A 23,872-nucleotide genomic window follows, 5' to 3' on the forward strand; every position below is an offset into this window, starting at 1 on the left:
TATTATAAGAGATTAATGGCAATACTATGTTTTCATCAAGTAGAACTATATGTTAAAAGATGAAAAAATATTGATTCTTTACGGGAAAACGTACAGAATTGTAATTTTGTTGAGTTATTTTCGTACATATTGTGCTGGTAAGAATAAAAATTATCTTTTGCTAAGCACCCGAAGGGAGTTGTTTTATCTATTTAACCAAGTTGCTTAATTATTATAAATTTTGGTCGGAATAACCGAAACAGCGACCCTAAACTGACTGAAGGTAGGTAAATATAAATTAAATTATTATGAAAAATTTTACTTTTTTTATTGTTTTTTTATTTTTTGCAGCATTTAAAGCAAATAGTCAAGCTACATCAAGCGGCTCAACGCTAACTGTTACCAATGTGGCAGGTACTGTTATTTACTATGAACATAATATAAATTTAGCTGGTGGGTATATAAATAGTTCTGGACCTGGAGCACCATTAAACACTCCTATTAGAATAAAAATTTCATCAGCTGGAACAAGTGTCAATCCTTATTTTACGACTGGTGAATTAAATGGAGAATGCGATAGCTATTTAGCTGGAAGTATGAATTCTACAAGTACCGCATTTACCACTACTTTAAATAACTGTTGCAATTCTATTGCTGAAGGATTTGCGAATGGTCTACGTTTCGAAATTCCCATAAAATGTGCTACTCCTGTTCAAGGCAGCTGTATTACGTATAATTTTTCTTCTGTTTGCAATCTATATTGCGCTTCATTTTATATGCAAACAACTAATGCTATATGCAGAACAAAAAATTACACTGCACAAATAGGATTTACAGATGGTACATCGACGACAATTACTGTAAATTTTAATGCAAACAATACTGTTTTTTGCTTTGTTAAACCTATCAGCGGTATTTTATCATCTTCTTTTGCTGGATGTAATGCATGTAATACAGAGCCAAGCCCTGAAAGGATAGCTGCTACTGCAGACGAAACAGAATCTGACAGTAAGTATAAGATTGTTGTTTCTCCTAATCCAACAACATCTGTAGTAAACTTTACAGGTAAAAACTTAGAGAAATATGTTTTTTCCTTGTTTGATTCGGAAGGTAGAGTTTTAATTAAAGATGCTAAAATAACTTCTGAAATTAATGTTGGCAAATTTATTAAAGGAATATACGTTTATGTCATTACTGATCAAAATGGTTTTAGACAAGAAGGAAAAATTATCAAAGATTAATTTTTGAATAGTTAATTGATTTATAATAATAAGCGTGGAAAAACAGCCTATGGGCTGTTTTTTTATTGTAATTGTAGAATCCTTAGTTAGTTCAAATTCCGCCGTAACGTAACGTTGACCCTAAAACTAGCATTGCAACACCAATTAAAGTAACAGTTAATATAATGACAGCCATTTTATTGATATTATTTGGACTAAGTTTTGGAATAATGAAAAATTGTGCACAAACCGCACAAAAGAAAGTACAGAAAAGTAAAATCAGTTTTATTGAAACTACTTTTTCAAATCCGCTGGAGAAGTGAAACCAGGTTTCGGCTTTAATGCCAAAATCGTACGCCATCCAGATTCCGGTTATAATAAGTAAAGCGAGAGAAGACATGCCTAGTTTTTCGTACTTCTTTTCGAAGTTTAAAATAATCTTAGGGTCTTTTTTCTTCAACGCTGTTGGAAGATAACAAATAGCTAGAAGCAAATGACCGCCAACCCAGATTGTGGCTGCCAAAAGATGAAGTATTAATACAAAATGATGCAAAGTCATAACGTGTTCATTTTGAGTTGTTAATCTCTAAAAATAACTTTTATTTTTGGAGTAGAGAAGTTTTTAAGTTGTATTTCTTTGTTCGAATTGTCTAGTTTTGAAAGCGTTGGAACATTATTCATAAAATGCTGTACATAATAATTTCCTTCAAAATTTTGATTTTCAAGATATTCAATCATTTTTGTAAAATCAGATTCTTTGATTAAAGAAGAATGAAAAGTGGTACGCACTTCAAACGGAATATTCGACTGAATCAAAATAGAAAGGCTTTCTTCAAATTCAGAAAATAAGCCTGATTGCGTTAGTTTTTTAAAGGTATGAGGAAGACTTTTGTAATCTAACGCGACATAATCAATCAATTGATCATGAATCAGGCTATTCAATATTTTAGGGTTGGAACCATTGGTATCTATTTTCACCGCAAATCCCATTGCTTTGATTTCTTTTATAAAATCAATTATTTTTTTGTGTAGAGTACATTCGCCACCGCTTAATACTACACCATCTAATAACCCTTTTCGAGTTTTTAGGAAGGAAAGAACAGAATCAAAATCTATTTTTCCTTTTCCTAAAACAATATCAGGATTGTAGCAGTATAAACACCGCATGTTACAGCCTGCAAACCACACAATGCAGGCTGTTTTATGCGGATAATCTAATAAAGTAAAAGGCGTGAGGCTAAATATTCCTTTAATAGATGATGGTTTCTTCAAAATGTGTACGCTGTTGGTGTTCACCTTTTTTTCCAATATTAAAACTTTCTACAGGTCTGTGATATCCCATTACACGTGTGTAAACCAAACATTTACTTCTTTGGGATTTTTTTTCTTCTAGAATTTTAAGCGTTTTCGTTTTCATAAGCCAAGTGTTTTTGATTGTTTTTATTGAGTAAAATTTCGTCGCATTTTGGACAATATTCATGTTCACCGTTTAAGTAGCCATGAATAGGGCAGATGCTGAAAATTGGTGTTACGGTTATATAAGGCAGTTTAAAGTTGGTTAAAACTTTTTTTACGAAATTTTTACAGGCCTCTGGACTGCTTATTTTTTCTCTCATATAAAGATGCAAAACTGTACCGCCAGTATATTTGCATTGCAATTCGTCTTGAAGCAATAAGGCTTCAAAAGGATCATCGGTATGATCGACTGGAATTTGTGAACTATTCGTATAGTATATATTTTCATTTTGTCCAGCCTGCAGAATTTCTGGAAAACGTTTTTTATCTTCTTTTGCAAAACGATACGTTGTTCCTTCTGCTGGAGTTGCTTCTAGATTGTAAAGATTTCCAGTTTCCTCCTGAAATTCTTTCATTCGAAGTCTAATGTGATCGAGAATTTCTGTTGCAAAATGAATTCCCGAAGTATCAGTTATATTTTGTTTTCCTTCAGAAAAATTCACAACCATTTCATTCATTCCGTTTACACCAATTGTAGAAAAGTGATTTCTAAAATGTTTCAAATAGCGCTGCGTGTACGGATAAAGCCCGCGATCGTACATCTGCTGGATAAATATTCTTTTCTTTTCTAAAGTCGATTTTGCTATTTGGAGTAATTCGTCCAAATGTTCGAACAAACTAATGATGTTTCCTTTGTGAAGATAACCTAAACGCGCCATATTGATAGTTACTACGCCAATGCTTCCCGTCATTTCGGCACTTCCAAAAAGACCATTTCCACGTTTTAGCAATTCTCTTAAATCAAGCTGTAATCGGCAGCACATACTTCGTACAGCATTTGGTTTGTAAGCATCTGGATTTTCGATTCGATTTCCATTTTCATCTAAGAGATATTGGCTTCCAATAAAATTCTGGAAATAAGACGAACCAATTTTTGCTGTGTTTTCAAAAAGCAAATCGACATTTTCTCCGTTCCAATCAAAATCCTCAGTGATGTTTACTGTCGGAATCGGGAATGTAAACGGCTGTCCGTTTGCATCGCCTTCGGTCATAATGGTGTAATATGCTTTATTAATAAGATTCATTTCTTTCTGAAAATCAGCATATTTTAGATCTATCAGTTTTGAAACGCCTCTATTTTTAGCTTCCAAAATCAGATTTTCATCAGTAACCATTAAAAATAAATGTTCGTCATTTCGGGTCGGAATCTGTTCTTTTAAATCTTCAGGCACATTCCAATCTAAAGTAATATTTGTAAAAGGCGATTGTCCCCAGCGTGCAGGTACATTTAAATTGTAAACAAAACTTCTGATTCCTTTTAGAACTTCATCATAAGAAAGCTGATCTTTAAAAACATAAGGAGCCAAATAGGTATCAAAAGAACTGAAAGCTTGAGCACCTGCCCATTCGCTTTGCAGAATTCCTAAGAAATTAGCCATTTGTCCTAATGCTTCTCTAAAATGAGAAGGAGGTCTGCTCTCGACACGGCCGCGCACGCCGTTAAAACCTTCATTTAACAGCACACGCAAGCTCCAACCAGCGCAGTATCCGGTAAGACAATCCAAATCATGGATATGTATGTCGCCATTCCTGTGAGCAGAACCTTCTTCTTTATTATATATTTTGTCAAGCCAATAATTGGCAATAACTTTTCCTGCGGTATTGCTGACCAATCCAGCATTTGAATACGAAATATTGGCATTCGCATTAATTCGCCAATCTGACTGGTTAATGTATTCTTCAACAGTTTGTGTACTGTCTATATAGGTAGTGTCATCATTTAAACCATTAATATGTTCTCGCTGTAATTTTCTTGTGTGACGGTAAATTATAAACGAACGCATGGTCTGGAAATATCCATTCTCAAAAAGCACTCTTTCAATCATGTCCTGAATTTCTTCAACAGGCCACGAATACTTTGCCTCAAGGCCAGAAAGAACAGTTTTAAGTATTCTCTTGTCTACAGGCTGATTAACGCTCTGAAAAGCTTTTTGAATGGCATCCTGAATTTTATAAGCTTCAAAAGGCTTATAATCTCCGTTGCGTTTGATTACATATTTTTCCATGGTTTTGTTTTTAATTAAGACACTTTTTCAAATGTTTTTTCAAGCTTAATTGCTTTTGGAAACAAGATGTTGTTTTCCAGATGAATATGTTTCTTTAAATCTTTATCAAATTCTTCTAGCATGAGAAAAGCTACTTTATAAGTATTGCATGAGTCAACAGGAGGCGTATAATTATTGGTTAAAGCAGCAATTCTTTTAAAGCGCTGTCCTTCTGTGATATGATCGTCTTTCAAAGTTGCAATTGGCGCTTCAATAGATAAAAAAGGCGGTGTTTCCAGTTCTGTACCTTTACTGTGCGCGGCTTTCATTTTTTTTATAAAAGGGAAAACAACCAACTCTTCTCTTTTCATATGAGCCGTGAGATCCAAATAGGTTTTTGAAAAAATAGTATGAATTTCATGAAGCTCAGGATGAATCGCACCGTGAACACCGCATAATTTATTTAAATACTCCAATATAACAGGAGATTTTTCTGCAACATATCTATGATGAGTTTTAGTTATATAATCTGCAATCATATCAGGAGACCAGCTTTTATAATCAAAAGACTGATTGGCAGAACTGCTTCTTGCTTTTTCAATATGTTCAATAAGATCGCTTTCTTCTATATCTCTTTTTTTGCAGACTTCTTCGATAGTTCGATGTCCTTTGCAACAAAAGTCGATATGGAATTTTGTAAAAATGGACGCTGTTTTGAAATCATCTGCTACGATTTCACCAATGGTTGTTTTGCCTGTTAGTTTCATAATGGTTGGGGGTATAGATTATTTTTGGTTTCAGCATATTTTTTGGTCCGTCGCAGCTTTACATTGTTTAATGATTAACAAGGAAGCGGCTATCATGTTCGAAAATTCGATAAACGGAATCGTAATTTCGTGCGCTTCTGTAAGTGAAACGGCATAATTATGAAGCTCTTTTATTTTTTCAAAAGCTAAGTCGGCATCACGTTCTTCACTGGTATAAAATGAAGTAACCAATTTTTGCAATTCTTTTTTAAGAATTTCAAAAGCAAGGTAATCATCGACATTATGAGCTTTTGGAAATTTTGGAATTAGTATTTGAGATGAAAAAATAAATTCGGCAATAGTTCTATCTACATTTTCTGAAGCCTGATGTGCAAAGACCAAACCTTCAAGAAGAGAGTTTGATGCGAGACGATTTTTACCATGAAGACCTGTTCTAGCGCATTCTCCAATTGCGTAAAGATTTTTTATTGAGGTTACTCCATTTTGATCCACTTTAATTCCGCCACATTGATAGTGAGCAGCTGGAACAACTGGAATTAAATCTTTCTCTGGTTTAATTCCTAACTCATTGCAATGTGCCGTGATTACAGGAAATTGATTTGAAAAAGCTTTTGGATCTAAATGCCTGCAATCTAAATAAACATGACTTTTTCCGCTTATTTGAAGTTCTTTACTAATGGCACTTGAAACCATATCGCGCGTAGACAATTCGCCTCGAATATCATATTTAAACAAAAATCTTTTTCCTTCATCATTTACAATATGAGCACCAAAACCTCTAACAGCTTCAGAAATCAAAAACAACGGATTCTCTTTTCCTGTAAATAATGCTGTTGGATGAAATTGGATGTATTGCATATCGACAATTTCTGCACCTGCACGAGCTGCAATTGCCAATCCGTCTCCTGTTGCTATTTTAGGATTTGTTGTGTTTTCAAAAAGCTGACCGCATCCACCTGTGCATAAAACAATTGTTCTTGCTCGAATGTATTTAATTCGGTTATGTTTTTTTTCAAAGAAAAAGACTCCGGTACAAGTAGTTTTAGCTTTTTTTGTTTCGGTATTTAAGTCAATGACCATGTGATTCTCTAAAAGTTCAACATTGGGCATTTTCTTGATCATTTTGAGCAGTTTTTGCTCGATTTCCTGTCCGGAGCTATCTTTATGATGTAATATTCTATGCTGTGAATGTCCACCTTCTAAACCTAAATCCCATTGGCCTTTTTCATTTTTATCAAAAGAAGCACCAATTTCGATTAATTCCTGAAGTCTTTCGGGAGCTTGTTTAATGACCATATCAACGACTTCTTTATCGCACAAACCGCCTCCAGAACGGAGCGTGTCATGAATGTGTTTATTAAAGCTGTCTTTTATAAGGTCTGTCACTACAGCGATACCACCTTGAGCGAGCTGTGTATTGGTATTTTTGGCTGTTTCTTTCGTCATTATAACAATAGATAAATCTGGACGCCTTTTTGCCGTTTTCATAGCAAAAAATAATCCCGAAATACCAGAACCGATGATCAATATATCTGTTTTAAGCATGTTATTTTGATTTAAGTTTATTGCGTTTTTATGATAGTTCAAGCATTCTTTCAATAGGTTTTAATGCTTGTATTCTCAATTCTTCTGTAATCAGCATTTCTGGTCTTTCATTTTTAAGGCACAAATACAATTTTTCGAGTGTATTCATTTTCATGAAAGCACATTCACTGCACGCACAGCTGTTGTCTTCTGTGGTAGGAGCCGGGATCAGCGTTTTATCAGGTACAGCTTTTGTAAGCTCATGCAGGATACCGGCTTCTGTGGCCACAATGAAAACGGCAGCAGGATCCGTTTTAATGAAATTAATAATTCCCGAAGTTGAGCCAATATAATGTGCTGCTTTTAAAATATGATCTTCAGATTCAGGGTGTGCTGCAATTTTTGCAGTCGGGTTGTTGTTATATATTTCAATTAGTTTGTCTAATGAAAAGGCTTCATGCACTACACAAGAGCCTTTCCATAAGACCAGTTCGCGTTTGGTTTCTTTCTGTAGATACTTGCCTAAATTTTCATCTGGAGCAAATATGATTTTTTGTTCTGCAGGAATAGATTCGATTATCTTTTTGGCATTCGCCGATGTGCAGACTAAATCACTCATAGCTTTTATTTGGGCAGAACAGTTGATGTAAGTGACCACAATATGATCGGGATGCTTTTCTTTAAATAATTTAAAATCTTCTGGAGGACAGCCGTCAGCAAGCGAACAACCAGCATTCCAATCGGGCAATAACACTTTTTTATTTGGGTTTAAAATTTTTGCTGTTTCTGCCATAAAATGAACTCCTGCAAAAACAATAATATCAGCATTTGTATTTTGAGCTTTTTTTGCCAGTTCAAGACTATCTCCAATAAAATCTGCTATTTCCTGAATGTTTTCATCTTGATAATAATGAGCTAGGATAACGGCATTTTTTTCTTTTTTCAATCGGATTATCTCCTGTACTAAAAAGTTCTTGGTCATAGTTAATTCTTGAATTTATGCTTGACTTGATAAAAGCTTATGGTATTTGTGTCTTAAACCTGTTTTTAAAATATATTTAAACACATAATTTTAATAGGGTAAATATATTATCATCATTTTTTTCAAAACATGATTCTAATCATACTGTCAAATTTTTATTTTATTATATTACGCGGTTACAGATTTTTATGATTGTAATATAATTTTATTCAGATATCTCGCGTGAAGGTTTAGAAAATGGATTGAGATTGAATTGTTTTTAAAAGAAAAAGCATGATAAAGAGAACTAAGCTCTTTATCATGCTTTATGCAATTGTAGAATTAAAAAAATTATTTTGCGTCTATCAGAATAAGTGAAACCCTTCTGTTTAGCGGTTTATTCTCTGCTGGGGTATTTGGAACTAAAGGTTCGCTTTCTCCTTTTGAAAACAAATGCATACGATTAGATTCTATTCCTTTATTCTGTAAATAATCTGAAACTGCTTGTGCTCTTTTCATTCCAATTTCAAGATTGCGCTTTTCCGTGCCTATATCACAAGTATATCCTGTGATATTCAAGTCTGTGTCTTTATTTGATTTTAGAATTTTAGCAATTTCATCTAATCTTGAAGCCAATTCTGGAGTTACGCTCGTGTTTCCAACTTCTTGAAATGCAAGAGGCTGTTTTTCGATATAATTGCGTTCCTCTGTAGTCAGTTCTTTTTTAGCAGGTGGAGTTTCTACAACTTTTTGCTGAACAGGAGCCTCTTTCTGAACTGGAGCTGTTTCTGCTTGCGGTTGTATAGGTTCTGCTTTTTGCTGAACAGGTTCAGACCTGTCTTTAGCTAATGAAAAACCTAATTTCAGTTGAATTCCAGCAGATAAATAACGGCTTTCCTGAACTATTTTGCTGTTTCCAATTGTACCGTTTGCCTGAATATTGTCAAGCCCGTTAGGATTGTAAGCTACAATATTAGTATTTGCAGTTTCTTTTGCCAAATCAGTTAGACCATAATCAACATACAAACCTGTGTAAAGCTTTGTTTTTTCTGCTAATTTGAATGTAAGACCAGTTTCAAAACTTAACATAAAAGCAGGATCTAAACTTACAGTGGTTTTATCTTGCCAGTTGGATACTTTTCCAAATCCGTGAGAAGGCAGATCATCAACCAGAAGATTTGTGTCTGGGTAATAACCACTTAATTGCAGTTCTGAAGCAGAAGCTTTTACCGTCTGTTTTCCTGGAAACATAATTTTCCCTCCGAATCCAAAATACAATTGCGTCTGAGAGGCAATTGAAGTTCTGTATTGCATCATTAATGGAATAGCAAAACCAATAAAATGCTGATCTTCTTTGTAGTTGGTAGGAGTGACTTGATACTCAAATGCAGAAGTCTGGTCGTCAACTTCATAAGTTGAGATTGTCGTTCCGTTATTTAATTTAAAACTATTTTGATTGTAAGTAACATCAACTCCTGTGGAAATTCCCCAGTGATCGCTGAAGAAATAGGTGTATCCAACACCTATTCCTCCACCAAATTTTAATTTACCGTCTCCGATATTGCTATCATAAAGAATTCCAGACGGACCGCCGTTGATTTTAAAATTAATTTCCTGTGCTTTTATCGTGACGCTAAACAGTGTTAGTATAGCTATGGTCGTTTTAATCTTCATTGCGCGTAATTTTAAATTAAATCTCATTTTTATTTAACCAATAAGTTTATTGTTTTTAACTGACCATCAGCCAGTTTAAGAACAACAATGTATAAGGCTGTTTGCGAAGGAGCGATAATTTGATTTTTGGCTTTTACATTTGAAATAGTCTGCACTAATTTTCCTGCGATGTCATAAATAACTACCTCAGATCCGCTTAGTTGAGATTCGCTAAAATCACATTCTAAAGTAAATTCTCCTCCTGGTTTAACTGGGTTTGGATAGATTTTGATTTTTTTGCTGAAAACCGTTCCAGAAGTCTCAATTGGACAGGATTTAATTGAATTTCCGTTTTTATCTTTTGCAATTACATGATATGTACCATTTAAAGGCTGAATTTCGCTATAATACTGACGGGTTGCACCAGAAATAGCTGTTCCGTTTTTATACCATTGCCAAGCCACAAAATTATTAGATCTATTGTCAAAGAATAGAACATTTGCCCACTGCTGTATAACAAGTCCAGACTGGCTTATTTCTATTGGTTTGATAACTGCTGTTGCTGCATTATGATTCTGGTCGCCATTTTGCGTTGCGGTAATGGTAGAATTTCCCGAACCTGTGATGTTTAAAGTTGATCCAGAGATTGTTCCCAATGCTGCATTTGCAATGGCATAAGAAACTGGCAATCCGCTATCTGTGGTAGCAGTTAAAGCAACGTTGTTTGAATCTGCACAGCCGAATTCTAAAGTCTGATTCCAGGTAATGGTTTGATTGGCTTTAGTAATTTCAAATTCTGCACCAGTAAAGGCAATTGTATAATCTGCACCAGCATTAATTGTTCCTAGTTTAATGTTGTATTTTCCAACATTTTCTCCGGCATCTCTCGTAAGCAGACCTGTAAGTATTGAGTTTGTATCTCCGTTAGCAAAACCTAAAGCTGTGTAATTGAATACAGGATCTACTGTGCCATACACTTTGGTATGTCCTGCAGAAGCAGCTATAGTAAGAGTATATTTTTGTGTGGTAAAACTTACTTCGTTTCCATAATTAATAAAACCATTGTTGTTTATAGCATATGTTCTAACATAATATGTTCTGTTTCCTCTTAATCCAGATAAAGAATTTGTAAATGTTCCTAATGCAGCAGTAATATTAATTTTTGTATCAGCTGTAGTAGGGTTAGCATGTTGTGCATATACAAATCCAACTTCTGTCAAGCAAGATCCACTGTCAGTGTTTATTCCGTTAGAAGATGCCGTACCAGATAATGAAGCGCTAGTTGTCGTTATTCCAGATACAACTGCAGTATTTAAATTAACTGGATTAGTAGGCTGAGTTACCTCAACAGTTGCAGAAGCCGAGCAAGAATTATCATCTGTAACAGTTACAGTATAAGTTCCAGCTACAAGACCAGTTGCAGTTGCCGCATTTCCTCCAGATGGAGCCCAAGAGTAAGAGTAAGCCCCTGTACCGCCTGTTACGCTAACTGTAGCAGATCCGTTATTTCCGTTATGGCATGATACAGCTACAGGAGTTGCATTTAAAGTTAAAGCATCAGGTTCTGTAATACTAATTGTATTTGTAGTAGAACATGAGTTTTCATCTGTAACAGTTACAGTATAAGTTCCAGCTATAAGACCAGTTGCAGTTGCTGCATTTCCTCCAGATGGAGCCCAAGAGTAAGTATAAGCTCCAGTTCCTCCCGTAGCAATTACAGATGCAGTACCATTATTGCCACCCTTGCACGATACATTTGTATGTGTATCTGTTGCAGAAAGTGCTGTAGGTTCTGTAATTAGTACAGATTTTGTAACAAAGCATCCGTTTTCGTCGGTTACAGTTACAGTGTAAGTGTTTGGACTTAATCCAGTCGCTGTTGCAGCTGTTCCTCCGGATGGTGACCAAGAATAGGTATAAGTTCCAGTTCCTCCAGAAGGAGTTACAGTTGCTGTTCCGTTATTTGCTTGATTACATAAAACATCTGTTTTTGCTATTGTTGCTGTAAGAGCAGACGGCTCAGTAATAGTTACGCTTGCCGTAGTCTGACATAGGTTAGCATCTTTTATAGTTACTGTATAAGTTCCTGCAGATAATCCGCTTGCGGTTGCATTAGTTCCTCCTGATGGTGACCAAGAATATGTATAAAGTCCTGTTCCTCCAGTTACATTTACTGTTGCAGTTCCGTTAGAACCTCCGTTGCAAGAAACATCAGTTTGAGATGTTGTAGCAATAAGTGCATCAGGTTCTGTTATGGTAATACTCTGTGTTTTAGAACATGAGTTAGCATCTGTTACAGTTACAGTATAAGTTCCTGCTTTAAGACCAGTTGCAGTAGCGGTTGATTGAGCAGGTGTTGTATCCCATGAATACGTATATGCGCCAGTTCCTCCGATTGCTGAAACACTTGCAGAACCATTGTTTCCGCCATTGCAGCTAACATTTGTTTTTGCGCCTGGTGTTATTACAATAGCTGATGGCTCAGTGATTGTAAAGTTTTTTATAATAGAACATCCGTTCCCTGCAATAATTTTTACAGAATAACTTCCTGCAGTAAGGCCATTGACTGTATCAGTGTTTCCTACATTAGGAGTCCACTCGTAGGTAAACGGTCCAGCAGCTCCTGATGGAATAACCCAAGCAGATCCTGTACTTGCTCCATTACAAAGTACATCAGTTTTACCAGTATTAGCGACTAGAGTATTGGTTGTATTGATGGTAACGCTTCTCAAAATAGAACAACCATTGCCATCTGTAATCGTACAGTTATAAGTGCCAGCTACTAAACCGCTTGCAGTAGCAGCAATCCCTCCAGAAGGTGACCAAGAATAACTATAACCTCCCACACCTCCAGATGGTGTTACAGTAGCTTCACCACCTGTTGAACAAGTGGCATCTACTTGAGTTGTAGTTGCATTTAGTGCAGATGGTTCCCCAATGATAAAAGTTTTAGTAATAAAACAGCTGTTAGCATCTGTAATTTTACAAGTGTAAGTACCAGCAGAAAGGCCAGTAGCCGTAGCTGCACTTCCTCCAGATGGAGACCAAAAATAGGTAAGGTTGCCAGAACCACCAGAAGCGGTAACAGTTGCTGTTCCAGTCGCTCCGCCATTGCATAAAACATCTGTTTGAGATTGTGTTGCATCTAAAATAGGTGGGTCTATAAATGTAAAGCTTTGTGAAGCCTGACAGTTGTTAGCATCTATTATTGTTACGGTATAAGTACCAGCCATAAGACCACTTATCGTTGTGCTATGGGCTCCAGTACTCCAGTTATAAGTATAAGCACCAGTACCACCTGTGACAGATACTGTAGCAGAACCATTTGATCCTCCATTGCAAGAAATATTGGTTTGACTAGGAGTTATTGTAAATGCAGGTGGTTCAGATATAGTGAATTCTAATGTTTTGACACACTGGTTTGCATCTTTTACAGTTACAGTATAAGTTCCAGCAGAAAGCCCACTTGCGGTTGCAGTTGTCTGGATAGGAGTAGTATTCCAAGAATAAGAATAATTTGGTGTACCGCCTAAAGCAATCACTTGAGCTGTTCCATTACCTCCACCATGACAAGAAGTGTTATTTACAGTACCTTTTGTGAGCGTGAGTGCACTTGCTGGCTGCCCTATTGTTACATTTGCTGTATTAGAACATAAGTTTTCATCAGTTACAGTTACAGTATAAGTTGTTCCTGCTGCTAACCCTGTTATAGTGGCAGTATCTGCCCCATTAGACCATGAATATGTGTAGTTGCCAGTTCCTCCACTTGGAGTCGCAGTTGCTTGACCAGTAGTATCACCAAAACAGGCTACATCAACTTTGGACATGATTATACTAATATGATTAACAGTTAGAGTTGCAGTATTTGAAGTAGCAGACGGAGTACATGATCCGCTTGCAACAGCTCTATATTTATATCCGTTAAATCCTGCTGGTGCTCCAGTTATAGTCAAAGTAGAAGTAGTTATACCAGAATAAGGTGCAGTATTTGGGACATCAATAAATCCTCCCCCTTGATCTACTTGCCACTTGTATGCTGTCGCATTTGATGCCGTTGCTGAAAAAGCAGTTGTGCCACCAGAGCAGATTGATATTGATGAAGGATTTGCGGTAATAGCAGGAGCAGAGTTTACAGTAAGACTTGCACTGTTTGAAGTAGCCGTTGGAGTACATGTTCCAGATACAATAGCTCTGTATATATATCCACTCATTGCAACTGTTGCTCCAGTTATTGTTAGAGTTGCGGCAGTAGCTCCAGAATAAGTAGCATTGTTTGATATATCTATAAATCCTAGACCTTGGTCTACCTGCCATTGATATCCTGTAGCATTAGAGGCAGTGGCAGTAAAAGTAGTGTTTGCTCCTTGGCATACTGAGCTTGCTGAAGGCTGTGCAGTTATAGAAGGTGCAGAATTTATTGTTAATGTTGCATTATTTGAAGTTGCGTTAGGGAAACATCCTCCAGTCGCTACCACTCGATATAAATAGCCACCTAGTTGAGCAGTTACTCCAGTTATAGTAAGAGTAGCGGTAGTGGCGCCAGAAAATTGAGCATCGTTCGATATGGAATTGAATCCTGCCCCTTTATCTACATACCATTGATACCCTGTTGCATTAGATGCGGTAACAGAAAAAGCGACATTATCTCCCAAACAAACAGATGTTGATGAAGGTTGTGCTGTTATAGCTGGAGCAGGATTTATAGTCAACAAAGCATTATTAGAAATAGCAGGAATACAATTTCCAGTTGCTATACCTCTGTATAAATATCCGTTCATTGCAGCTGTTGCTCCAGTTATCGTAAGAGTAGAACTAGTGACACCAGAATAAGGAGCATTATTTGGGACATCATTGAATCCTCCTCCTTGATCTACTTGCCATTTGTATCCAGTGGCATTAGATGCAGTTATACTAAAAGTAGCATTGCCACCTATACAAGTTGTATTTGAAGAAGGCTCTGATGTTATTGCAGAAAGTGGATTTACCGTTCCAGATAATGCCACATTTTTTGTTGGTATTCCTGTAGAAGAAATAGTTATATTTCCAGCTGGTGTTCCTGTAGCAGTTGCTGCCAGACGCACATATATGGTTCTATTTATATTACCTGAAGAAGGTGTTAATGATAAATTAGTAAAGTAAGGTCCGCCAGAAGTTGTCGATATCTCATATCCTGTAGGAGGAGATAAATCTAAATTTGCGGTTAATTGGCCAGCGGTTAAAGCAAAACTCTGTGGAGTAGAGGTAGAACCCGCACAAGTTGTAAATCCGCTTAACGAACTTACACTAGTAGAAGACCCAGGAGATTCTGTTATTGTAACGGGTTGTGTTACAGAGCATCCTCCAGATCCGTTTGGAGTATTGTCTGTAATAGTAACTATATAATTTCCTGGAGCAAGTGGGGTTGATGTAGCTAATGATCCTCCTGCAGGTGACCAAGAATAAGTATAAGGTGAAGTGCCTCCAGATACAGTAACTGTTGCAGTACCATTGTTTGCCCCATAAACACTAGGAATGTTAGCTGTAACCGAAGGTGAAATAACAGTTGGCACTGTCAATGTTGCAGCATTAGAATTTACAGACCCTGATGAATTTGTTGCAACACAGCGATACTGATACCCATTCATTGCAGATGTTGCTCCTATAATTGAAAGTGTTGAATTATTAGTGCCAGAATAAGTAGCGTTATCAGAAATATTTCCAAAACCTCCGCCTGTGTTAACCTGCCATTGATAACTTGTAGCATTAAGGGCAGTAACAGCAAAAGAAGTATTCGTTGAAGTACATATTGTTTTGTTGGTTGGATGTATATTTATTATTGGTATAGTGCCAATATAAATATATCCAGTTGGCAGTGTTTGTGCAGTTGTTGCTTTTATCCAGTTCGCTTGATTCATTAAAGCGGTTCTGGCTGATGCTGCATTAAGAAAAGGTGTTCCTGTACCATTAAATTTAGATGATGTTGCTATAGTTGTACCACTCACAGTTCCTGTATAAAATGCACTAGTACCGTTTATTAGTCCGGGAGGAAGAGTAGAAGAAGTTGGCCCTATTGAGCAAGATGCTGTATCGTCCCAGCCGGCTTCAGTCGTGTTTGCATTACATCTGGAATAGGAAATACCAGAAATTAAAGTTACGACTCCACCAGTGATTGAACCTCCACCTCCTTGGAAGGCAATAATTTGATCGCCGCCCGTTGATAATGATAATCCAAAAGGGATATTACTTTCCGCACTATTGTATGTAACAGTTCCATTAGCATTTGAAGTAGAAGTAGTTGTATTGAATGCAGAAGCACTTAATCCATTGATAGTGACTTCTGTTCCAGCAGCAAGTGCACTTGAGCAGGTCCATGTGATAGTGCCTTCTGTTGTACTGGTATTGGGAATGACAAACCAGGCAGATCCAGTATATCCTCTATCTGTAAAACTAATTGTTGTAGTTGCCGAAATATCCTTAAGTAAAACAAATGAGAATGTGTCACTTGTCGCAGCAGATGTTGCATTCTGAGTCGCATCATAACCAGTAAAGGCAATATCTCCTGGGACTAAAGTAGTTTGAGAATTACCTAAGAAACTTTGCAAAAATATCCCTAAAAACAAGGCAACATTTAAGATTTTTTTAAATTGAGAGTAAAAATGTTTCATAAATTAGATTGTTAAATTACAAAGAGGCAAATTGCTCGCCGTTTTTAAGACCAAAAGCGAGCAATTTATGCCCACTCATAAAACCTTCATCCGTATAAATCGTATTTATACGTAATTGTGTATCATTATAACATTGTATAATTAGACCGTTATTTTCATTTATTTCTAAAACTGTTCCTGGCGTTTTGGTATTATCTTGACTTTTTTGGATCTGTGAAACTTCCAAAAACCGAATATTTAAACCGTTCCATTGCGTATAAGCTCCTTTATTCCAAGGATTGCAAGCATTTACCAAAGCTTGTATAGATTTAGAATCTTGTTTTTCCCATTGTATGGATACGTCGGTTATTATAGGTTTTTTATAGTATTGGGCTAAAGTCTCATCCTGAGAATCTCCTTTGTCATTTAAATTTAACCGAGTAAAAAGTTCAGGTAAAAGGTAAGAAGCCAGATAAGATAGATGAGTACAAAGCATTCCGTGAGTTACATCTGCATGAAGAGGGAGAGTTTTCTTCAAAATAATTTTTCCTTTATCTATTTCTTTTTCAATAGCATGTACAGAAATTCCGGTTTCACTTTTTTGGCTTCTAATTGATTCAAAAACTGGATCAGCACCACGCATTTCCGGTAAAAGGCCATAATGGAAATTATAGAATAAATTAGGATTTTGATCAATGATTTCTTCTGGAATTTTCCAAGGAAAAGTCATCGTAAAAACACATTTTAAATTATTTATTTTAATAATTTCTTTTATTTGAGATATTAGTTTTGCTTTTTCTAACCATATTAAATTAATGCCTGTTTTTTCAGCAAAAACAGAACAAAAAGCCTTTACTTCTTCATTTTCAAGAGGTGCGCCAATTGTGTGAAGCCTTCCAAGGCTGTACAAAGTCTGAATAGCCGAAAATGCCATTCTATTGTTACATAATACTGCTATGTCTTGTATTGTGCTCATGAATCTAGACAGGCATAAGAGTTAAACCATGAATTTGTAGTAGTATTTTGAAGCGCAAGAATATGATAATGAAGACGATTACGTTCTTCCTCCAAATTAGTAACTTCTATTATATCTGTTAAAATACAGTTTCCCGTTTCTTCATTTTTAGTTACTGTAGCGTAATATATTGGAGCTTCAGAGAATCCTGTATTAGGGTTCATATAAACTTTACCTCTTGGTGAATCAATCGTAATATTATCTAATGTTTGACCATTTGAGTTGATTATGAATAAAGCAGCCTCCCACCCTAAAAGAGAAAAAACATTAGCTTTTTGCTCTTTAATACCATTTAAAGCGGTCTTAAAAACTTCATTTTCTTCAGAGTTTATATTTGTTGACCAAGGTATTGCACAGCTCCAATCATATCCAGGGTATGGAATTTTTCCCATCCACAATTCTTCAGCAGTAAAACCACTTCCGTAAGTTTTACATGATGCGATATTTTTTAGTTTAGCAGATCCTTTAAAAAAATCTTCTGCCATATCGCCACAAAATGATGCTAGTATAGATGTATCGTTATTATTTTCAAGAAATTCCTCTAGGGGCCCCAGATTAAAGTCAGATTTTTGAAGTGCAGTCACATGATTATAGCTAATTCTTGCTCCTTTATCTTCGATTGCAGTCGCAAAAGAATATGAAGGGCGATATCCTGCATCGTAGAAAGAACAGGTTATCGCAAAATCATTTTGTCCATCTTCAATAGCCTTATTTACTATTACACGTGAACATAAGCTTCCCTGTAGCGAAATAAAATTGACATTAGATATTTTCTTTTCAAAATTTTGAAAATGATAACCGCTATCTAATACAATAAGTAATTTTCCAGAACTTTCAAAAAGAGGCTGTATATATTCTGCTGCTTCAGGATTGATATAGGCAATAATAATATCAACATTATTAAGCAGTAGTTGTTCACTGCATGAATAAATTTCTTTATTATTCGAGCCAACACCTATGCTTGCCGTTAGAATTTCATGTTTTTCATCTTGCCCCATTTTTTTTAGGGAAGATTTAAGACCATCCACTATGTCAAATGACATAGAAGGATAAATGACCGATCTGGGTAAAAGTAAAGCTATTTTCATAAATATTTTTTTTAACAAAAGATACCCATTAGAAAATCTAATGGGTATAAAATGTTAGTTTCGTGAAGGATAAACTCCTTGAAGACATATTATATAATTCAACCCCAAATAAGGTTGTTGAACTGATATTGGCTGAGTATTACCAGTTAGATTTACAGTTATTGTAGGTACAATGGATTTTAATGACGCATTAGCGGCTTTATCTGAATAGAGCCCCTGTAAAATTGCAAGATTGTTATTTGTTGCTGATGAGCTGTCTCCTGTATCTGAATATGATGACATTGTAAATGATCCAGTTGCAGCATGATTATGCATAGGCAAATTAGATAAAAGAGCGGTTACATTATTACTGCCCATTACAGCTCCAAGTGGAAATTGTGTAACACCTAGACCCGCACCAGTTCCAGCAGGAATTCTCCCTCGAAAATCTGGTAGAGCAAAAGTATTAACACCATTACCGCCATATGTTGTGCCTAAAAGACTAAATAAAGCTTGGTTTGTACTTACGTTAAGTAATTGACCACTACAAAATGCCCAATTTTTAGGCGCAAAGTTTGGTGCAAATAATCTAATTTCGGACATTGTTCCATCCATGGCTATTTTCTTTTTTAGTTAGTTTCGACTTGGAAAAATACCTTCTATACAAATGATGTAATTTGTAGTAAGGTAAGGTTGAATAATACTAAAAGGGACTGTGCTTCCAGCGCTCTGAAACGACACTGTAGCATTTTCAGTTTTTAGATCTGTGTCTGGAGCTGCTGTTGAGTAAGCTTCAGCTAACCCTGCTAATATATTACCCGTAGGGGAGGCTAACTCTCCTGCTGCATTATCAGCGGGAATAGCCAGTGAACCTGTAGCAACATGATTATGTGCTGGCATTTGATTAATTGTCATGGTGACATTTTCTGTACCGCTAGCTTGTCCAAGTGCTATATTTGGTAAGCCTTGACCAGTACCTGCACCGACAGGAACTCTGCCTTGAAGATCAGGAATTTTAAAGGTATTTATGCCATCACCTCCATATATAGTACCAATTAAGGCATAGAGTGCGTCATAGTTAGCAATACTTAAAGTTGTTCCATTGCAAAGGGCCCAGCCTCTTGGTGCAAAATTTCCACCATATAAGCGAATCTCTCCTAAATATCCTTCCATTATATATGTATTTTTAGGTTATAAATTGATTGTTTTTTGAAGATTAATTACGTTGTGGAAAATCACCAAACAAGCATATGATGTAATTCATTCCAATAGTTGGTTGCATAAGAGACAACGGTTGACTTTGACCAGAAATACCAGTTGTGACAGTAAAATTTGTTGCTTTCATAGTCGTATCACTTGGAACGGTAGAGTACATAGAGGCCTTAGCAGCTAAGATATTGCCGTTTGGAGTACTAGAATCACCAGTATCAGAATAAGCGGGAATTTTAACAACAGCAGAAGCAGTATGTGTATGCGCTGGCATATTTGAAGTTAGCAATGAAGTTTGGTTAACGCCAGCGGCTTCGCCAAGTGTATAAGGTGTTAGTCCGTTTCCGTTTCCCATGCCAATAGCCACTCTACCTCCAAAGTCGGGTAATTTGAAATTTGTAGTGCCATTTCCGCCATATATAGTGCCAATTATAGAAAATAATGCTGTATTACTTTGTATGGCAATGGTTTGTCCCATGCAAAATGCCCAATTTCTGGGTGCAAAATTTGCGGCAAGATGACGAATTTCTCCAACTGTTCCTTCCATAATTTTTTTAAGATTTAATAAGTTAGTATTAGTTTTTGATCGTGTTTTACTTAAGTGCTAAATTACTTTATAACTAAATTGTGGGTACACGGGTTTATACGTGTTTTTGCTAAAATGCTATTATTTAACATCTTACTTTAAAAGTAAGAAAATAATTTCAATATTATAAGTGAAAAAAGAAAGTTTTGCGCAATAAAAAAGGCAGTAACTCGTTACTGCCTTTTTTTGTGTTTTAACTTGAAAATGTCAAGCCTTTATTTTTGAAGCTTAGATAAAGCTCTTGTCTTGCGGAACTTATGGTTTCTTCCGTTCTGTAAATACTACACCAGAACTTTATTAAGAGTTTATATTTTTCATCAGAAATTGAGCTGTAATATATTTGTGATGGTTTTGAATTGTTTACTAGAGGAAGGTTCGAAAGTGTGTCATTTACTACCGTATTTATTTCCTCTGGAATGGTTTCTCCATTGATTTCAAAAGTAATTTCAACCAATTTAAAATTGTCTGTATAAGTCCAGTTGGTAATATTTTGAGATAATAAATTACCGTTCGGAATAATGATTTCGGCGCCGTTTGGAGCATTTATTTTAGTTGTTCTCAATCCCATCGATTTGATACGGCCAGATTCTGAACTAATTTCAACAACATCGCCAACTTGAATTGGTTTGTCAAAAATCAAGATAATTCCCGACACAAAATTGTTGACAATGTTTTGAAGCCCAAGTCCAACACCGACACCTAAAGCACCTAAAAGTATGCTCAATTTATCTAAAGGCATTCCAGAAGCCGCAACAGCAAGAAGGTAACCACTTATAAGGACTACCAGTCGTGTAATTAGCAATTTTGAATGCTGTCTTTTATTAATATTTTCTTCATTTTCATCATCAATTTCACCAAAGAAATAAGCAACATATTTTTGAAGCAAATGCGCCGCCCAAATAATAACAAAGAATAAAACGATATTACCAAGCGTAAATGTAATGCTTCCAATCGTATTTGGATGACTTAACAGTTTAGTTAAAGAAGCACGAAGCGATTCCCAAATATTCAAATTTGAAGCAATCACGATAAGCCACATATAACTAATTACAATAATAAAAGGCCTTTTCAGAGTGTCTGATAAACTTTCATAATCAAACATTTTTTCAATTCCTCTTTTTACTCTAGTGGTATAAATTTGGAGTAAAATAATTTCCAAAATAATCTTCAAAAGAACACTTAAAGCAACAATTTGAGTAAGCGAAATAAAAGCAGTAAGACTTAACATATTAGAAAGAGAAACTCTTCCGAATAAGTTGTAAAGAATCGACAAGATATTTAACCCAATAAAAATGATACTTGCCCATTTAAAAAAGCCTTTTATATAAAGTTCTTCTTTAAGTGTTTTGATCTGAACTAAACCGTAACGGATTCCTAAAATATTGATCGCAACAAAAGCAAAACGCTGCAATAATCCGATTGTGATAAATAAGTCCAAAAAGCAAAGCGCAAAGAATAATCCTAAAAGGAAAAGCCAGTTTCTCATAGCAACACCAGACCACTGATTCTTGAAAAGGAAGATTAAAACTCCAAGTAAGAAAAGCTGAATTAATTCTAAGAATAGAGCAGGAGCATACAGATTAGTGACTACAGCAATATTTAATGCGATAACCAAAACCGGAAGCAAAGCACCGCGATTTAAGTATTTGAAATTTAAAAGCAAAAGGTTTTCGGCGTAGCCATTTGTTTTAAGGTATTTAATGTTTCGGGAAATATACCAAAACAAAAGTCCCATAAAGAAGCACAGAGTTATAAGTCCGCCTGCTTTATAGCTTAGATAGTAAGCTGCGACATTTTCTTCAATTATAATTTTTGCTTTAATGTTGTGAGTTACCCTTTTCTTAGCAGCAGTGTCGTTAATCTGCCATAAAGATGGATATTCTTTTTTGAATATACTGATTCCGGACTTTTCTAGTTTGCTTTCAACAGTTGCTAAAGCATTAGAAACCGAAATTTTACGTTGTACTGTAAGTCTTTTTTTGTTGTTTAAAGTAGTCTGGTTTTTAGTCATCAGACTATCAGTAGCAAGGTACCTTTTTCTAAGATTTCCGAATTCTTTCTGAAATTGCTTACGACGTATAGTATCTTTTAATAAAGTAATTAATGTTTTGTCCTTACGAAGATCAATTACACGTTTCTTGATGTTTTCAAGATTTTGATTTCGGTCATTGATGGCTTTGTTTTGTTCTTCTAATTCCTGTTGAATTTCTTGAAGCACAATGCGGTACATCTGCTGATTACGCACATTAGGATTGGCTCCTTTTAAGCTGGCTAAAATTAAATCTAATTTGCTTTCTGTACGTTTCATATCGCCAAAAAGATGACGGGTATCGCCTGCAAAATCAATGTCATTATAAGCAGATTCTAATACTTCACCTGCTTTCTCGATTGCCATTAAGTAATCGCTGTCTGTAGCTGTGGTGTCATTAAATAACCTTCCGCGGTTTTCTTTTTTAACTGCTTTTTGCTGCTGGGCGTAATTAAGCTGTGAGAAGAAAAGAAGTAAAAATAGAGAGAAAAAATAAAAAGTTCTTTTTTGTATAATCATAATTTTGGGGCTTATATTGTGGTCCCAAAATTAATTTTTTTTAGTAGACTTTCAGTTAAGAAAAATTAAATTTAAAAACTATAACTGAATATTTATCAGAGGTTTTTTATACCAAATTCCTCGAAGCAATTTCCTGCTGGATTTCTTTAAGAAAACTGGAGTATGTAATAAGAAAAGCCATTGAGAAAGGAAATATCATTAAACTTAATAATCCCTTTTCGAGGAACACAAATACAATAATGATTAGCAATAAGATGGCAATTAATATCAAAATTTTGATTGTTGCTTTAATAGTTTTCTGCATTTTTAAGAGCTCTTCGATGCTCATTTCGCTTGGTTTCTTTGTTTTCATTTGCTATTTTTACTTTAGAATAACAACAAATTTTAATTAAAAAACTTTCCCAAACAATAAGTCAGATTTTTTTGACTACCCAAAACCATTATGGAAGAAAAAGAAACTTGTCCAGCGCAAAGACTGCTAAAAATGTTATCTGGAAAATGGAAGGCAGAAATTTTCCGTTTGGCTGTAGAATCGCCTTTGCGTTTTAATAATTTATTGCGTCAGATTCAAGGTTCAAACAAGCAATCTTTAGCTACGGCATTAAAAGAGTTGGAAGAAGAAGGGCTTTTGGAAAAAATTACAATTAAACTAAAACCGCTTCACATTGAATATAATTTGACCGAGAAAGGAAAAGCTTTAATTCCTGTTTTTCAGCAATTGGAAGGATTATCCCAATAAATCTAAATTGTTAAAAAATATATTCAACCTATTTTTCATAGTGAAAAATTATATTATTTGGGCTAAATTTGCCTTGTGCGAAAACAAATTGTCTACATATTTATCTTTCTAATAGCTTCAAACAGCAGTTTTGTACAGCAGTTTTATAAACTGCCAATACTGATTGAGCATTTTCAAGAGCACAAAAAGCTGATGGATTTAAGTTTCATCGATTTCTTGTCTATGCATTACTGGGGAGAAGATTTAAAGGATAATGACGCAGATCGCGATATGAAGCTTCCTTTTAAAACAATTAGCAGCAGCTCGTTTCACTTTGTTTTTATTTTAGATGACAAAGATTTACTTCCTATTCCTTTTAATCTAGAATTACCGCAATTAAAAATTCCAACTTACAGATCTAATCTTCATTCAGATCCCAATCTGCTTTCTTTATTCCGACCACCGGTAGCATAAATATTTTTTAAAATTTTTATTGAAGTCG

Annotated in this window: 19 protein-coding genes; 3 read left to right on the plus strand and 16 right to left on the minus strand. The window is 35.4% G+C overall.

Annotation, left to right across the window (positions count from 1 at the left end; translation table 11 throughout):
* Positions 1-287: 287 nt before the first annotated feature.
* Positions 288-1,220 carry a T9SS type A sorting domain-containing protein gene (locus DMA14_RS03860; RefSeq protein ID WP_111423287.1) on the plus strand — a complete coding sequence of 311 codons (933 nt, stop codon included), beginning with the start codon at positions 288-290 and terminating at the stop codon, positions 1,218-1,220.
* A gap of 91 nt (positions 1,221-1,311) precedes the next feature.
* Here the strand turns inward: DMA14_RS03860 and DMA14_RS03865 are convergent, their stop codons facing one another.
* The 16 genes from DMA14_RS03865 to DMA14_RS03940 form a co-directional block, all read right to left on the minus strand.
* Positions 1,312-1,758, minus strand: coding sequence for a CopD family protein (locus DMA14_RS03865; RefSeq protein WP_111423288.1), 447 nt, complete (start codon positions 1,756-1,758; stop codon positions 1,312-1,314).
* 20 nt (positions 1,759-1,778) lie between these two features.
* Positions 1,779-2,471, minus strand: a complete 693-nt coding sequence (locus DMA14_RS03870; protein WP_238989913.1) for an anaerobic ribonucleoside-triphosphate reductase activating protein — start codon at positions 2,469-2,471, stop codon at positions 1,779-1,781.
* A complete protein-coding gene (gene nrdD / locus DMA14_RS23055) occupies positions 2,449-2,616 on the minus strand; it encodes an anaerobic ribonucleoside-triphosphate reductase (protein ID WP_202006439.1) in 168 nt (55 codons plus the stop codon). Before nrdD ends, DMA14_RS03870 begins: the two co-directional genes overlap by 23 nt.
* Positions 2,597-4,720, minus strand: coding sequence for a ribonucleoside triphosphate reductase (locus DMA14_RS03880; protein WP_111423290.1), 2,124 nt, complete (start codon positions 4,718-4,720; stop codon positions 2,597-2,599). Before DMA14_RS03880 ends, nrdD begins: the two co-directional genes overlap by 20 nt.
* A gap of 14 nt (positions 4,721-4,734) precedes the next feature.
* Positions 4,735-5,466, minus strand: coding sequence for an iron-sulfur cluster repair di-iron protein (gene ric / locus DMA14_RS03885; protein ID WP_111423292.1), 732 nt, complete (start codon positions 5,464-5,466; stop codon positions 4,735-4,737).
* Positions 5,467-5,496: 30 nt separating this feature from the next.
* Entirely contained in the window at positions 5,497-7,011 is a 1,515-nt protein-coding gene (gene nadB, locus DMA14_RS03890; RefSeq protein WP_111423352.1) for an L-aspartate oxidase, read from the minus strand.
* Positions 7,012-7,039: 28 nt separating this feature from the next.
* Positions 7,040-7,972: a quinolinate synthase NadA gene (gene nadA, locus DMA14_RS03895; RefSeq protein ID WP_111423294.1), complete on the minus strand. Its 933-nt coding sequence runs from the start codon at positions 7,970-7,972 to the stop codon at positions 7,040-7,042.
* Positions 7,973-8,302: 330 nt separating this feature from the next.
* A complete protein-coding gene (locus DMA14_RS03900) occupies positions 8,303-9,625 on the minus strand; it encodes an OmpA family protein (RefSeq protein ID WP_162536274.1) in 1,323 nt (440 codons plus the stop codon).
* A gap of 29 nt (positions 9,626-9,654) precedes the next feature.
* Positions 9,655-16,248, minus strand: a complete 6,594-nt coding sequence (locus DMA14_RS03905; RefSeq protein ID WP_111423297.1) for an MBG domain-containing protein — start codon at positions 16,246-16,248, stop codon at positions 9,655-9,657.
* 16 nt (positions 16,249-16,264) lie between these two features.
* Positions 16,265-17,203, minus strand: coding sequence for a formyltransferase family protein (locus DMA14_RS03910; RefSeq protein ID WP_111423299.1), 939 nt, complete (start codon positions 17,201-17,203; stop codon positions 16,265-16,267).
* Entirely contained in the window at positions 17,200-18,330 is a 1,131-nt protein-coding gene (locus DMA14_RS03915) for a type 1 periplasmic-binding domain-containing protein (protein WP_157957665.1), read from the minus strand. Before DMA14_RS03915 ends, DMA14_RS03910 begins: the two co-directional genes overlap by 4 nt.
* A 54-nt stretch (positions 18,331-18,384) precedes the next feature.
* The gene (locus DMA14_RS03920) at positions 18,385-18,924 is read right to left on the minus strand and encodes a phage tail protein (RefSeq protein WP_111423302.1); all 540 of its coding nucleotides are present in this window, start codon (positions 18,922-18,924) and stop codon (positions 18,385-18,387) included.
* 18 nt (positions 18,925-18,942) lie between these two features.
* The gene (locus DMA14_RS03925) at positions 18,943-19,482 is read right to left on the minus strand and encodes a phage tail protein (protein WP_203418253.1); all 540 of its coding nucleotides are present in this window, start codon (positions 19,480-19,482) and stop codon (positions 18,943-18,945) included.
* Between the two features lie 43 nt (positions 19,483-19,525).
* Complete coding sequence (locus DMA14_RS03930; protein ID WP_111423305.1) at positions 19,526-20,065, minus strand: phage tail protein; 540 nt, start codon at positions 20,063-20,065, stop codon at positions 19,526-19,528.
* 232 nt (positions 20,066-20,297) lie between these two features.
* Positions 20,298-22,652: a mechanosensitive ion channel family protein gene (locus DMA14_RS03935; protein WP_111423307.1), complete on the minus strand. Its 2,355-nt coding sequence runs from the start codon at positions 22,650-22,652 to the stop codon at positions 20,298-20,300.
* A gap of 106 nt (positions 22,653-22,758) precedes the next feature.
* The gene (locus DMA14_RS03940) at positions 22,759-23,004 is read right to left on the minus strand and encodes a hypothetical protein (protein WP_111423309.1); all 246 of its coding nucleotides are present in this window, start codon (positions 23,002-23,004) and stop codon (positions 22,759-22,761) included.
* Between the two features lie 90 nt (positions 23,005-23,094).
* On the opposite strand from DMA14_RS03940, the gene DMA14_RS03945 reads away from it, so the two are divergent.
* Both DMA14_RS03945 and DMA14_RS03950 read left to right on the plus strand, forming a co-directional pair.
* Complete coding sequence (locus DMA14_RS03945; protein WP_111423310.1) at positions 23,095-23,391, plus strand: winged helix-turn-helix transcriptional regulator; 297 nt, start codon at positions 23,095-23,097, stop codon at positions 23,389-23,391.
* 75 nt (positions 23,392-23,466) lie between these two features.
* Positions 23,467-23,844, plus strand: a complete 378-nt coding sequence (locus DMA14_RS03950) for a hypothetical protein (RefSeq protein WP_111423311.1) — start codon at positions 23,467-23,469, stop codon at positions 23,842-23,844.
* The last annotated feature ends 28 nt before the right edge of the window (positions 23,845-23,872 follow it).

The sequence above is a fragment of the Flavobacterium sharifuzzamanii genome (genome assembly GCF_003254585.1).
Taxonomy (GTDB): Bacteria; Bacteroidota; Bacteroidia; order Flavobacteriales; family Flavobacteriaceae; genus Flavobacterium; species Flavobacterium sharifuzzamanii.